The following is a 14,347-nucleotide window of genomic DNA, read 5'->3' as shown; positions in this document are numbered from 1 at the left end:
CACAGGAGGAGCGTTGTGGCGAGACAACTTGGCAGCTTGTCGGGTCTTGGCAATCACGCCGCTATGCGCAGCATAGTGGCTAACGCGAAGCGTGCGAACGGCCGTCACTCTGACAGGGTCACGATGCTCGCATGGGAACGTTTTCTGGCGGGCGAGCCGTCGTCCGCTCCTTCGGCCCTGATCGATTCCTGGCAACGCAGTCTGGAATCCGGGGTAAGTCCCACTGCGGGATCGGCACCGTTTGCGGTCCATGGCGACGCGGTCGCGACGCTGTGCTGGCGGCATCAGGAGTTGCTGGCGGCGTCTGATCGTCTTTTCACTGCGACTGCGGATCTCTTCGCGGATTCGCATTCGATCCTGCTGCTGACCAATCAGGACGGTGTGATTCTCAAGGCCGCCGGGGACTTGCGTACTTTGGCGGCGGGCGAAAAAATCCATTTGACGATGGGCGGCGACTGGCGTGAAGGTCAGGCCGGTACCAACGGCATCGGCACCGCGCTCGCCACCGGCCAGCCCACCTATATCCACGGCTCCGAGCACTTCTGTGCAGGAATCAAGTCGTGGAGTTGCGCAGCGGCGCCGATCTGCGAACCCGGCACCGGCAAGATTCTCGGCGTGCTCGACATCTCCGGGCCGCCTTCCACGTATCAGATCAATAACCTTACGTTAGCGGTAACGGCCGCGCGTCAGATTGAAATGGTGCTGGCCGAGCAGGCGGCTCGCGAGCATATGCGCCTGCTCGCCTTCTGCCTGCAGCGCCTGTCGTCATCCGACGCAACCGGGATGATTGCGATTGATCGGGCCGGACGGCTTGTGCATACCACGGGCAGGGTGGTATTGCCGGTCAGAATCGGAGAGCGCTTCCCGGGCATGGACGAAAGCTCCGCTGTGGAGGACTGGGCGCAACATCTGCCCGCAGGCTTGCATGCCGACTGGTTCAACCCGGTTGTGGTCGACGGCAACACGATCGGTGCGATGCTCGTTGTTCCCGTGGGATCGCGACCCATCAACGCCCGGATCGCCGAGCGCGGTGGCGAGGCCGATCCGCAGCGCAGCTGCTTCGCGCAGATCCAGGGGCAAAGTGCAGCAATGCTGGCTGCCCTCAACCGGGGGCGTCAGCTTGCCCGCAGGCGCGTGCCGGTTCTGATCGAGGGTGAAACCGGGGTCGGCAAGGAACTGTTCGCGCGCGCCATCCATGGTGAGGAAGGGGGAGGCGGGCCATTCGTCGCGTACAACTGCGGGGCCGCGTCAAAAGAACTGATCGCCAGCGAGTTGTTTGGCCACGTGCGTGGTGCCTTTACGGGGGCGACTGCCGAGGGGCGGCCTGGCCGGTTCGAACTGGCTCACGGCGGCACGCTATGTCTCGACGAAATCGGTGAGATGCCGCTCGAACTTCAACCGGTACTGCTGCGCGCACTCGAGGAGGGCGTCATTTACCGGCTTGGAGACCCTCAGCCGCGACGCGTCGACGTGCGCCTGCTGGCGATGACCAATCGCAATCTGCGCGAAGAGGTCGACGCGGGCCACTTCCGCCGCGATCTTTATTACCGCATCAACGTTACGCGTATACGCATTCCACCGCTGCGGGAACGGGACGTCGACATCGATCTCCTTGTCGCACATTTCAACCGGCGGCTCGCCCAACGCCACGCGGTTCCCGAGCGACGACTAAGCGCGGAAATCATGGTGGTGCTACGCGCTTATTCATGGCCTGGCAATGTCAGGGAGATGCGTAACGTCATCGAAAATCTGCTCCTGACGTCCAGCGAAGAGGCGGTGACGCTCGACGAGTTGCCTGCCGAGCTGCTCGACGAAACCGGCACTGCCGGCGTGGTATCGCCTGTGCACAAGCAATCGGGCAGTCTGGAGGAAACGGAGCGTTTGGCCATCACCCGGGCCGTGCAGGATGCTCACGGCAATCTCGCCCAGGCGGCCCGCTCATTGGGTGTCTCGCGGAGCACGCTATATCGCAAGCTGGAACTCTATCAACTGGACGCTATTGCCAAAACGACGGGCGAATGAGGGGTTGCCGCGTGGGGGTGTGGGTGACGCGTGAGTCGGAGACTGAGAGTTAGAGGCTGTAGCAATGGCGCGGGTTTGCGGCTGATTTACATAGAATGATCGAAAGCGATTCGAGCTGTTTTTTTAGCGTGGAACACGAGTGAACGCGATTCAGACGGGGGTAAAAGCAGCTTGCGTTATGATTCTCCGACTACCTGCTTTTCGCACATCGTACTTATACGTTCTGCAATGACCTCCCTGTGGCGAATCCTCCTCGTGCTGACCCTCGCGTTGTTCGCAGCGCAAGGTGCGTTCGCGCACGAGCATGCCACTGCGCCGATGCAAGGCGCTCGCGCGATGCAGACCGTCCAACCCGCCGACGGTGCGTTCGCCACCGTCGGTGAAACCGCAAACTGCGCCAGCATGGCCGCCGTCGGCGTGCCCTGTCAGCACGATCATTCCTTGTGCTGCTTGAACCCGTGCGGCACGCATTGCGGCGCATTGTTCGTCGTGTTTGCTTTCGAGCCGCGCGCGTCCGGCGCTTCGCTGCCGCAAGCGCTTGCCGATCCGCAGCGCATCGGTGTCACTCATGCGCCCCTGTTGCGGCCGCCGATAGGCTGATCGTCGTGCGCGCCAACGCCGCGCACACCACAAGGTCAACGTCGCGCTTCCCATAGCCCGACCCTTGAACGATCGAGCGTGGACTCGCCCCGGCACCTGTCCCGCTATCTGAACAAAACAGAGGAAATCATCCATGATTCGCAGGCAATTTCTCGCCCGCGCGTTGAGCGCGGCAGCCGCGTCGTTGTTCGCGCGCAGCGCGTTCGCACAGCATGACGCCCATTCGATGCACAAGATGTCAGGCATGGACGATATGGGTGGCATGGACATGTCCGACATGCCGTCGATGTCCGCGCATAAAGCGGCTGCGCCGCTGGCCGCGCCTGACGCACTTCCGGCCGGCGCGCCGCTCGCCACTTTACGTACGCTCGCCAACGAAAGCCGTGAGCCCGGCGTGTTCCGCGCGACTTTGGTCGCGCAACCGGTCAAACGCAAGCTGCTGCCCGGCAAACCGCTTACCACCTTCTGGCAATACGACCAGGGCGGCGCAAACGCCGGCGTCACACAGACCGCGGGCCCAGCCATCGGTCCGTTGATCGACATTCGCGAAGGCGACACCGTCGAGATCCGCTTCGTCAACCGTTTGCCGCAAGCGTCGACGATTCACTGGCACGGCTTGCCGGTGCCGCCCGACCAGGACGGCAATCCTTCGATGCCGGTCGCGCCGGGTGCAACGCACGTGTATCGCTTCACGTTGCCGCAGGGCAGCGCCGGCACCTACTGGTATCACCCGCATCCGCACATGATGTCGGCGGAGCAGGTATTTCGCGGCCTGGCCGGACCCATTGTGGTGCGCGCCGCCGACGATCCGCTTTCAGCCTGGCCCGAGCGCCATCTGTTCTTCTCGGACCTGAAACTCGCCAATGACGGCACCATCCCGCCGAACGACATGATGGACTGGATGAACGGCCGTGAAGGCCAGTTCGTGCTGGTCAACGGCGCGCGCCGTCCGCGCATCGAGATAACGAACGACGAGCGCTGGCGTCTGTGGAATGGATGCAATGCCCGTTATTTGAGATTCTCGCTCGGCGCCGGCCAGCATTTTGCGCAGGTCGGCACGGACGGCGGCCTGCTGGAGCAGCCGCGCGACGGTCTTACGGAATTGTTGCTGGCGCCTGGCGAGCGCGCCGAGTTGATCGTCCGCGCGGACGCGAACCCGTCGCAGGTGGTGCTGAGCGCCGACGTCTACGACCGCCGCAAGATGGCGATGTCGCACGGCAGCCTGCCGCCCGATCCAGCCCATGCGCTCGCCGACGTTAGCTTTAATCCGCCATCTGGCGTCAAGGCGCGCGAGTTGCCGGCGACGTTGCGCCCGGTGCCGCCGCTCGGCGCGCCGGCCGCGAAAAAATCCGTGGTGTTCGCGGAACAGATGGACATGGCCGCGATGCACAGCTCGAAGCCGTCTGCCGCGCATGGCAACGCGATGCCCGCCGGTATGAGTTTCATGATCAACGGACAGGTTTTCGACCCATCGCGCATCACGTTGACCAGCCGGCGCGACGACGTCGAACTCTGGTCGATCGAAAACCGCACCGACATGGATCATCCGTTCCATCTGCACGGCACGCAGTTTCAGATTGTCGAGCGGGAGCGGGGCGGCGCGGTCACGCCCGAGCCATATCGGGCCTGGCGCGACACGGTCAATGTGCAGCCGGACGAGACCGTGCGGATCGCCACCGTACAGCGGATGGCGGGCGAGCGCATGTTCCATTGCCATATCCTCGAACACGAGGACCTCGGCATGATGGGCACGCTGAAAGTGGTGTGACGCGCGCGGCGAACGCTCAGCAGGTTTAGAAAGGGAAGCCAAAAAAAGAAACCCGGCGCGAAGCCGGGTTTCCAAGGAACGGGAATCGAACAGATTCAGACAGGTGCCTGGATGTTCGATGCCTGCTTGCCTTTCGGGCCTTGCACGACCTCGAAGGTTACTTTTTGACCTTCCTTGAGGGTCTTGAACCCATTCATCTGGATGGCCGAGAAGTGTGCAAACAGATCCTCACCACCTTCATCAGGCGTAATGAATCCGAAACCTTTTGCGTCATTGAACCATTTGACCGTACCAGTTGCCATTCCAACTTCCCCTGTAACTCATGTCACTACCACGAGCCCTCGAAAAGCTCCACGACCGCGATGCAGCCGCTCCCTCCTCACAAGCTCACCATCGGCATTTTTTCGAAATTATGGCGCAGTGAAAAAAGTGCCAGCTTGATTGTTGAGGCTCTTTATTCGAGTGTCAAGAAAATTTTGAGACGCTCGTTGCCCCGTTGCAAACAGTCGATTTCCAGGGTTTTTCCCGCTTTTGTTATGTGCGGTTGCGCAAGCGTGCTGTCTTGAAAAGTCGCATAATCGACTCACCTGCTGTTCTACGGGTCGCCCGCTGCCGGCAACCCGCTCCGGCAGGTTGTGCGATACTCGATCCGACTGCGGCGCAGCATGGCCGCAAAGCATCACTGGATAGGGGGCCGGCTCCGCAATCGGCTCGTGGAATGACGCACGCCTGGGGGTGTTACCCATCAGGCGGTAGCGAACGGGCTCACCGGCCGGACGGTCGGGTTTTGACAGGATTGCGGGCCTGTCCTAGTTGTTTAGAATGGGTGTATGGCGATTATCCCGGACAAGCAGGACGGCACCGTACTGGAGCGGCAGGAAAAGAAGCTGAAGCCGCCTTCCATGTACAAGGTGGTGCTGTTGAATGACGACTTCACGCCAATGGAATTTGTCGTGATGATCGTGCAGGAGTATTTCAATAAAGATCGTGAAACCGCAACGCAGGTTATGTTGAAGGTGCATCGCGAGGGCAGGGGAGTTTGTGGGGTCTATACGCGGGACATCGCGTCGACCAAAGTCGAGCAAGTCGTTACCCACGCACGGCAGGCCGGGCATCCGCTGCAGTGTGTGATGGAGGAAGCATGATTGCCCAGGAACTGGAAGTCAGCCTGCACATGGCGTTCATGGAAGCACGCCAGGCGCGGCACGAGTTCATCACGGTCGAACATCTTTTGCTGGCACTGTTGGACAATCCGACGGCCGCGGAGGTGTTGCGTGCATGCGCGGCCAATATCGAGGATCTGCGCCAGAACCTGCGCAACTTCATTCATGACAACACGCCTACCGTGCCCGGCACGGATGACGTCGACACGCAGCCCACGCTGGGTTTCCAGCGTGTGATTCAGCGCGCGATCATGCATGTGCAATCCACCTCGAACGGCAAGAAGGAAGTCACCGGCGCGAACGTGCTGGTGGCGATCTTCGGCGAGAAAGATTCGCACGCGGTGTACTACCTGCAACAGCAGGGCGTGACGCGTCTCGACGTGGTGAACTTCATCTCGCACGGCATTGCGAAGACCAGCAGCACGGACGCCGCGAAAGCGAACGACGCGAATGCCGAGTCCGACGAGGCCGCCGCGCAGAAGGAAACCCCGCTGGCCCAGTTCACGCAGAACCTGAACCAGATGGCGAAAGACGGCCGCATCGATCCGCTGATCGGGCGCGAGTCGGAAGTCGAGCGCGTGGTGCAGGTGCTGTGCCGTCGCCGCAAGAACAATCCGCTGCTGGTCGGCGAGGCCGGCGTCGGCAAGACGGCGATCGCCGAAGGGCTCGCCTGGCGCATCACGCGCGGCGAAGTGCCGGACATCCTGGCGGATGCGCAGGTGTATTCGCTCGATATGGGCGCGCTGCTCGCCGGCACCAAGTATCGCGGCGACTTCGAGCAACGCCTGAAGACGGTCCTCAAGGAATTGAAGGAACGTCCGCACGCGATCCTGTTCATCGACGAAATTCATACGCTGATCGGCGCGGGCGCTGCATCGGGCGGCACGCTGGACGCATCCAATCTGCTGAAGCCGGCGTTGTCGTCGGGCACGCTCAAGTGCATCGGCGCGACGACCTTCACCGAGTATCGCGGCATCTTCGAAAAAGACGCGGCATTGTCGCGCCGGTTCCAGAAGGTCGACGTGACCGAGCCGACTATCGAGCAGACGGTGGCGATCCTGCGCGGGCTGAAGTCGCGTTTCGAAGAGCATCACGGCGTGAAGTATTCGTCGGGTGCGCTGTCGGCGGCGGCTGAGTTGTCGGCACGTTTCATCACGGATCGTCATTTGCCGGACAAGGCGATCGACGTGATCGACGAAGCGGGCGCGGCGCAACGCATCCTGCCGAAGTCGAAGCAGAAAAAGACCATCGGCAAGAACGAGATCGAAGAAATCATCTCGAAGATCGCCCGCGTCCCGCCGCAAAGCGTGTCGCAAGACGATCGCAGCAAGCTGCAAACGCTGGATCGCGATCTGAAGAGCGTGGTGTTCGGGCAAGACCCGGCTATCGACGCGCTGTCGGCCGCGATCAAGATGGCGCGCGCAGGTCTCGGCAAGCTGGACAAGCCGATCGGTGCGTTCCTGTTCTCCGGCCCCACGGGCGTCGGCAAGACGGAAGTGGCGAAGCAGCTGGCGTTCACGCTGGGGATCGAGTTGCTCCGCTTCGACATGTCGGAATACATGGAGCGTCATGCGGTGAGCCGTTTGATCGGCGCGCCGCCGGGCTACGTCGGTTTCGACCAGGGCGGTCTGCTGACCGAAGCAGTCACGAAGAAGCCGCATTGCGTGTTGCTGCTCGACGAAATCGAGAAGGCGCATCCGGACATCTACAACGTGCTGCTGCAGGTGATGGACCACGGCACGCTGACGGACAACAACGGCCGCAAGGCGGATTTCCGTAACGTCATCATCATCATGACGACGAACGCGGGCGCCGAGGCAATGGGCAAGTCGGTGATCGGCTTCACGAATCGCCGGGAAACCGGCGACGAAATGGTCGACATCAAGCGCATGTTCACGCCGGAGTTCCGTAACCGTCTGGACGCGACGATCAGCTTCCGCTCGCTCGATGAAGAAATCATCATGCGCGTGGTCGACAAGTTCCTGATGCAGCTGGAAGATCAGCTGCATGAGAAGAAGGTCGATGCGCTCTTCACCGACGCGCTGCGCAAGCATCTCGCCAAGCACGGTTTCGACCCGTTGATGGGTGCCCGGCCAATGCAGCGTCTGATCCAGGACACGATCCGTCGTGCGCTGGCCGACGAGCTGCTGTTCGGCAAACTGATGAACGGCGGCCGTGTGACGGTGGACGTCGATGCGGAAGACAAGGTGCAGTTGACCTTCGACGAGCATCCGGCGCCGCGCAATCCGAATCCGGAAGCGGTCGAAGTCGAGTAAGCGCGAAGTCGACGCGAAGTTGCCACTTCGTTTCACTTGAAAGCAGAACGGCGCGGGTTGAACCCCGCGCCGTTCTGCTTTTTGCATTTCAATTGACTTCGCGCAGCAACTACGCCAAGCGATAAATCAATGCTTGCCGGTGCTGCCGAAACCGCCGGCGCCACGCTCGCTCTCCGAGAAATCGTCGACGATGTTGAACCTGGCCTGCATGACCGGCACGATCACGAGTTGCGCGAGGCGCTCCATCGGATTCAGCACGAAAGTGGTTTCGCCGCGGTTCCACGTCGAAATCATCAGTTGCCCCTGGTAATCCGAATCGATCAGACCGACCAGATTGCCCAGCACGATCCCGTGCTTATGGCCCAAACCCGAGCGCGGCAGGATCAAGGCTGCATAGCCGGGATCGCCGACGTGGATCGCCAGTCCTGTCGGCACCAGTGCGGTGTCGCCCGGCGCGAGCGTCAATGGTTCGTCGAGGCAGGCGCGCAGGTCGAGGCCTGCGCTGCCGGTGGTTGCGTAGGCCGGGAGTTGGTCGCGCATCCGCGCATCGAGAATCTTCAGGTCGAGTTTCATGCAGGTTCGAAAGGTTAAGAGGTGGGGGCCTGGCGTCCGAGCTGGAACGCTTCGGCCAGGAGTTCATAAGAGCGCAGCCGTGCGCGATAGCTGCCCGCAACGGTGAGTACGATCAGTTCGTCGGCCTGGAATTGCGCCTGCAAATCCAGCAGGCGCCCGGTCACGGTCTCCGGCGTGCCGATGATGCTGCGCGGCTTCTCGCGGTCGATCACCAGTTGCTCGCGTTCGCCGTATTCTTGCGCGGCACCTTGCTCGATCGTCGGAATCGGTGCGTTCAGGCCGTAGGCCATCTGAACGCGACGCAGGTCGACGGCTTTTTCCAGGTCGGCAGCTTCCCGGTCGGTGTCCGCACAAATCACGAATACGGCGGCGGCCAGGTACGGCTGGTCTGTTTCCAGGCTAGCCTTGAAGCGGTCACGATAAGCCAGCGCCACCTGATGCCCGAAGTGCGCGTTGATGAAATGCGCGAACGCGAAGCGGATGCCAAGTTGCGCCGCCAGCAGACTGCCGAATTCGCTCGAGCCGAGCATCCAGAGTTGCGGGTGCGTGGCGACTTGCGGTTGCAGCAGCACGCCGTGCGTGAGATGGCCCTCGGGCAGCGTGCCGTGCATCAGGCCGACCAGATCCGCGACCTGCTGCGGGAAAATGTCGCCGCGATTGTAGGCGCCGGCGGCCACCGCTTGCGCCGTTTGCATGTCTCCGCCCGGCGCGCGTCCCACGCCGAGAGCGATACGATTGGGAAACAGCGCCTCGAGCATCATGAATTGCTCGGCGACTTTGAACGGGCTGTAGTACGGCAGCATCACGCCGCCGGAACCGATGCGGATGCGGTTGGTCACGCCGCCGAGGCGCGCGAGCATCACCTCGGGGCAAGGGTTCGACACGCCGCGCAGGCCGTGGTGTTCGGCGCACCAGTAGCGTGTGTAGCCGAGGTCGTCGGCGAGTTGCGCCAGTTCGACGGTGGCGGCGATCGCGTCCGCCACCGAGTGTCCGTCGATCACGGGCGTTTGATCGAGCACGGAAAGTAGCGTCATGGCAGTACTGCTCCAGATGATTCAATGCGCTCGGGTGACTCGCGGCAAGGCATGCTGAATTCGCAGCGTGCGTCGCAGCGGGCAGCTTCAGCGAATCTGACTAGTGTCGGGCAGACGCCTGGCGATCTCCGCAATCAGCGCGCGCGCGAGCGTCTGCTTGTCGGCGCGTGGCAGCCTGGTCACGCCGTCTGCTTCGAACAGAATCACTTCGTTATCGTCGAGGCCGAAGGTCAGCGGGCCGAGATTGCCGATCAGGAGCGGCACCTTCTTGCGCATGCGCTTTTCTTCGCCGTGCACTTCGAGGTCGCCGCTTTCCGCCGCGAAACCGACCGCAAAAGGCGGATGCGGCAGGTTCGCCACCGAGGCCAGAATATCCGGATTTTCGACGAATGTGAAAGCCGGCATCGCGCGCTCGGCGGTTTTCTTGATTTTGTGTTCGCTCGCGTGATCGACGCGCCAGTCGGCGACCGCGGCCACAGCGATGAAGATGTCGCAGTCGGCGACCGACTGCATCACCGCGTCGTGCATCTGCTGCGCGGTTTGCACGTCCTGGCGGAACACGCCCCACGGGGTTTCCAGCGCCACCGGACCGGCGACCAGATGCACGTCGGCGCCCGCTTGTTGCGCGGCGCGAGCGAGCGCGAAGCCCATCTTGCCGCTCGAGCGATTGGTGATGCCGCGCACCGGATCGAGCGGTTCGAAGGTCGGGCCGGCCGTCAGCAACACGCGCCGGCCAGACAGAATTTTGGGCGAAAAGAATGAAGCGATCGCTTCATAGGTCGCCGACGCTTCCAGCATCCGGCCGTCGCCGACTTCGCCGCATGCCTGCGGGCCCGAGTCGGGGCCCAGCACTTCGATACCGTCCGCGCGCAGTTGCGCGACGTTGCGTTGTGTCGCCGGGTTCTGCCACATCTGCCGGTTCATCGCGGGCACGACCAGCAGCGGACAATCGCGCGCGATGCACAGCGTCGACAGCAGATCGTCGGCCATGCCATGTGCGAGTTTGGCGAGGAAATCGGTGGAGGCGGGCGCGATCACGATTGCATCCGCTTCACGCGACAGATCGATGTGCGCCATATTGTTCGGCACGCGCGCGTCCCACTGGCTCGTGTAGACCGGACGGCCCGACAGCGCCTGCATGGTGACGGGGGTGATGAACTGCGTGGCCGCTTCGGTCATCACGACCTGCACGGTCGCGCCGGCTTTGGTCAGCAGACGCGTGAGTTCGGCGATCTTGTAGCAGGCAATACCGCCCGTCATGCCGAGGACGAGGTGTTTTCCTGCGAGTTCTGCGGTTGCCAACGAAAGCCTCCGACAAAGCGTGGTGGCGAACAGCGGTGCATTGCACCGCCGCCGGCCTACAAACCGGACGTAAGCACGGACCTAATGCACACCTAAGCGGCGTTAGCGCGCGCCGCGCACGCGCCGCAACTCGTCGAGCACGAGCAGGATTGCGCCGATCGTGATCGCGCTGTCGGCCAGATTGAACGCCGGCCAGTGCCACGTGCGCACGTGAAAATCGAGAAAGTCGATCACATGGCCGTACGCCAGCCGGTCGATCACGTTGCCGAGCGCACCGCCGAGAATCAGCGAGAGCGCCGTGCAGAACATCCGCTGCGCGCCGTGGCGCTTGAGCAGATAGCTGATCACCAGCGCCGCGACCACGCCGAGCGCGGTGAACGCCCAGCGCTGCCAGCCACCTGCCATCGCGAGGAAGCTGAACGCCGCGCCGCGGTTGTACACGAGGATCAGATTGAAAAACGACGTGACCTCGTGCGCGACACCGTACGCAAATACTTTCTGGACCGCGATTTTCGTCAGCTGATCGAACAGGATCACGATCAGTGCAACGCCGAGCCACGGCGCCAGCGAACCGTTCCCGGTCGACGATTTCGAGATGCTTCTCGCCATTATGCCGCGCTCCTCGTTTCACCGTTGCCGAACAGATTGCTGAAGCAACGACCGCACAGCGTGGGGTGTTCGGCGTTCGCGCCGACGTCCGCGCGATAGTGCCAGCAGCGTTCGCACTTCAGATACTTCGACGCGATGACTTCGACGCCTTCTTCCGCTTCGCTGTCGACCTTCGCGACGTTCGCGGCCGACGTGATCAGCACGAACTTCAGGTCGTCGGCGAGGCTGGCGAGCGCGTCGTAACGCGCGCCGCTCGCGCGGATGTCGACCTCCGCCTGCAGCGACGAACCGATCAGGTTCGCCACGCGCGCTTCTTCCAGCGCCTTCGTCACGTCGCTGCGCGCGGCGCGCAGCAGCGTCCATTTGTCGAGCAGGGCGCCGGCGTCCGGCACCGCCGGGAACGCGTGATAGGTTTCCGTGAAAATCGTTTCGCTGTTCGGCGAGAAGATCTTCCACGCTTCTTCGGCGGTGAACGACAGGAACGGCGCCATCAGACGCAGCAGGCCGTGCGCGATGTGATACAACGCGGTTTGTGCCGAGCGGCGCGCGACGGAGTCAGCCGCCGTGGTGTATAGACGGTCTTTCAGCACGTCCAGGTAGAAACCGCCGAGGTCTTCCGAGCAGAACGTCTGCAGCTTCGCGACCACCGGGTGGAACTCGTACTTGTCGTAATGCGCGAGGATGTCGTTTTGCAGATTCGCCGACAGCGCCACCGCATAGCGATCGATTTCGAGCCAGTCTTCGACCGGCCGCGCATGCTGGGCGAAGTCGAAGTCCGACAGGTTCGCGAGCAGAAAGCGCAGCGTATTGCGGATGCGGCGATAGCCTTCCGTCACGCGCTTCAGGATTTCCTCGGAGATCGCCAGTTCGCCCGAGTAATCGGTCGACGCAATCCACAGACGGATGATTTCCGCGCCGAGGCGGTTCGCGACTTCATGCGGATCGATACCGTTACCGAGCGACTTGCTCATCTTGCGGCCTTCGCCGTCGACGGTAAAGCCGTGCGTCAGCAGCGCGTTGTACGGCGGGCGGCCGTCGAGCATCGACGCGGTCAACAGCGACGAGTGGAACCAGCCGCGGTGCTGGTCCGAGCCTTCCAGATACAGGTCGGCCGGGAATTGCAGTTCGTCCTTATGCGAGCCGCGCAGTACGTGCCAGTGCGTCGTGCCGGAATCGAACCACACGTCGAGCGTGTCGCGATTCTTCTCGTACATGTTGGCGTCGTCGCCGAGCAGTTCGCGCGGGTCGAGCGTTTGCCATGCCTCGATGCCGGCCTGCTCGACGCGTTGCGCGACTTCTTCGAGCAATTCCTGGGTGCGCGGATGCAGCTCGCCGGTTTCCTTGTGCACGAAGAACGCCATCGGCACGCCCCATTGGCGCTGACGCGACAGTGTCCAGTCCGGGCGGTTGGCGATCATGCTGAACAGACGCTGCTTGCCCCACGACGGATAGAACGCGGTGTTTTCGATGCCTTCGAGCGCGGTTTCACGCAGCGTTTTGTCGGTGTCGTTCGGCTTCACGTCCATGCCGGCGAACCACTGCGACGTCGCACGATAGATGATCGGCGTCTTGTGGCGCCAGCAGTGCATGTAGCTGTGAGTGTATTTCTCGGTGCGCAGCAGCGCGCCGGCGCCTGCGAGCGCTTCCACGATCTGCGGATTGGCCGCCCAGATCGACAGCCCGCCGAACAGCGCGAGCGATTCGATATAACGGCCGTCGCCCATCACCGGATTGATGATGTCCGAATCGGCCATGCCGTGCGCCTTGCACGACACGAAGTCTTCCACGCCATAGGCCGGCGACGAGTGAACGATGCCGGTGCCGGTTTCAGTCGTCACGTAGTCGCCGAGATACACCGGCGCCGTGCGCTTGTAGCCCGGATGCGCGGACGCGAGCGGGTGGTTGAAGCGCAGGTTCACGAGCTTCGCGCCCAGCGTGGTCGCGACGATCTTGCCTTCCAGGCCGTATTGCTTCAGGCACGCTTCGACGCGTTCTTCCGCGAGGATCAGCAAGCCGCGCGGCGTATCGACCAGCGCATAGACGATTTCCGGATGCAGGTTCAGCGCCTGGTTGGCAGGGATGGTCCACGGCGTGGTGGTCCAGATCACGATGCCGCCTTCATTGCGCGGCAGCGCGTTCAGGCCGAACGCGTGCGCGGTCTTTTCCGGCTCGGCGAAGCCGAACAGCACGTCGATTGTCGGATCGGTCTTGTCCTTGTATTCGACTTCCGCTTCGGCCAAAGCCGAGCCGCAGTCGAAACACCAGTTGACCGGCTTCAGGCCGCGAAACACGTAGCCCTTTTCCATGATCTTCGCGAGCGCGCGGATTTCGCCGGCTTCGTTCGCGAAGTTCATCGTCTTGTACGGATTGTCCCAGTCGCCGAGCACGCCGAGACGCCGGAAGCCGACCTTCTGCTTCTCGATCTGTTCGGTTGCGTAGGCGCGGGCCTTCTGCATTACTTCGGCGGCCGGCAGCGACTTGCCGAACTGCTTTTCGATCTGGATTTCGATCGGCATGCCGTGGCAATCCCAGCCCGGCACGTAGACCGCGTCGAAGCCCGCCAGATTGCGCGCCTTGACGATCATGTCCTTCAGGATCTTGTTCACCGCGTGGCCGAGGTGGATGTCGCCGTTCGCATACGGCGGTCCGTCGTGCAGGATGAACTTTTTGCGGCCTTTGCTGGCGGCGCGGATCTTTTCGTAGATCTTGCGTTCCTGCCATTCCTTGACCCACTGCGGCTCGCGCTTGGGCAGGTCGCCACGCATCGGGAACGACGTGTCGAGCAGGTTGACCGGGTAGCGGGACTGCGGTTTCGAATCGGCTTTCTTGTTGCTCATGATGAGATCGCGGTGAATTCTTTCTATGCGCAGCGGGGCGCGGTATGCGCAAGATGCGCAGGGCGTTGGGCGCGCCCGGCAGGCATGTCGCGTGATTCACGGACGCCCTTCGATGCGCGCAGCGAGGGTACATGCAGCACCGATAGCGCTCGCATGTACCGCG

At 62.5% G+C, this 14,347-nt stretch carries 11 protein-coding genes; 5 read left to right on the top strand and 6 right to left on the bottom strand.

The features are described 5' to 3' along the window. Positions 1-63 precede the first annotated feature (63 nt). The 3 genes from SB772_RS35205 to SB772_RS35195 all read left to right on the top strand — a co-directional run bounded on the left by SB772_RS35205 (position 64) and on the right by SB772_RS35195 (position 4,390). On the top strand, positions 64-2,022 hold the full coding sequence (locus SB772_RS35205; protein ID WP_410837761.1) for a sigma-54-dependent Fis family transcriptional regulator: 1,959 nt from the start codon (positions 64-66) through the stop codon (positions 2,020-2,022). Positions 2,023-2,250: 228 nt separating this feature from the next. After that, positions 2,251-2,622, top strand: a complete 372-nt coding sequence (locus SB772_RS35200; protein ID WP_410837733.1) for a hypothetical protein — start codon at positions 2,251-2,253, stop codon at positions 2,620-2,622. Between the two features lie 133 nt (positions 2,623-2,755). Then, positions 2,756-4,390: a multicopper oxidase family protein gene (locus SB772_RS35195; protein ID WP_410837732.1), complete on the top strand. Its 1,635-nt coding sequence runs from the start codon at positions 2,756-2,758 to the stop codon at positions 4,388-4,390. Between the two features lie 95 nt (positions 4,391-4,485). Here SB772_RS35195 and SB772_RS35190 read toward each other — a convergent pair whose 3' ends face one another. After that, a complete protein-coding gene (locus SB772_RS35190; RefSeq protein WP_018421595.1) occupies positions 4,486-4,692 on the bottom strand; it encodes a cold-shock protein in 207 nt (68 codons plus the stop codon). Between the two features lie 528 nt (positions 4,693-5,220). On the opposite strand from SB772_RS35190, the gene clpS reads away from it, so the two are divergent. Then, positions 5,221-5,535: an ATP-dependent Clp protease adapter ClpS gene (clpS, locus tag SB772_RS35185; RefSeq protein ID WP_006050100.1), complete on the top strand. Its 315-nt coding sequence runs from the start codon at positions 5,221-5,223 to the stop codon at positions 5,533-5,535. Then, complete coding sequence (clpA, locus tag SB772_RS35180; protein ID WP_410837731.1) at positions 5,532-7,829, top strand: ATP-dependent Clp protease ATP-binding subunit ClpA; 2,298 nt, start codon at positions 5,532-5,534, stop codon at positions 7,827-7,829. The genes clpS and clpA overlap by 4 nt, the downstream gene beginning before the upstream one ends. A 126-nt stretch (positions 7,830-7,955) precedes the next feature. On the opposite strand, the gene dut is transcribed toward clpA, so the two are convergent. The 5 genes from dut to ileS form a co-directional block, all read right to left on the bottom strand. Beyond that, complete coding sequence (gene dut / locus SB772_RS35175; protein ID WP_410837730.1) at positions 7,956-8,402, bottom strand: dUTP diphosphatase; 447 nt, start codon at positions 8,400-8,402, stop codon at positions 7,956-7,958. A gap of 14 nt (positions 8,403-8,416) precedes the next feature. Then, a complete protein-coding gene (locus tag SB772_RS35170; RefSeq protein ID WP_410837729.1) occupies positions 8,417-9,436 on the bottom strand; it encodes an LLM class flavin-dependent oxidoreductase in 1,020 nt (339 codons plus the stop codon). An 87-nt stretch (positions 9,437-9,523) separates the two neighbouring features. Next, the gene (gene coaBC / locus SB772_RS35165) at positions 9,524-10,738 is read right to left on the bottom strand and encodes a bifunctional phosphopantothenoylcysteine decarboxylase/phosphopantothenate--cysteine ligase CoaBC (protein WP_410837728.1); all 1,215 of its coding nucleotides are present in this window, start codon (positions 10,736-10,738) and stop codon (positions 9,524-9,526) included. Between the two features lie 102 nt (positions 10,739-10,840). Next, the gene (lspA, locus tag SB772_RS35160; protein WP_410837727.1) at positions 10,841-11,347 is read right to left on the bottom strand and encodes a signal peptidase II; all 507 of its coding nucleotides are present in this window, start codon (positions 11,345-11,347) and stop codon (positions 10,841-10,843) included. Next, positions 11,347-14,184 (bottom strand): isoleucine--tRNA ligase, encoded by a 2,838-nt coding sequence (gene ileS / locus SB772_RS35155; protein WP_410837726.1) that lies wholly within the window; start codon positions 14,182-14,184, stop codon positions 11,347-11,349. Before ileS ends, lspA begins: the two co-directional genes overlap by 1 nt. Positions 14,185-14,347 lie beyond the last annotated feature (163 nt).

The sequence above is a fragment of the Paraburkholderia sp. SIMBA_030 genome, from assembly GCF_046535245.1.
Taxonomy (GTDB): domain Bacteria; phylum Pseudomonadota; class Gammaproteobacteria; order Burkholderiales; family Burkholderiaceae; genus Paraburkholderia.
This window is presented reverse-complemented; position numbering and strand designations above follow the sequence as displayed.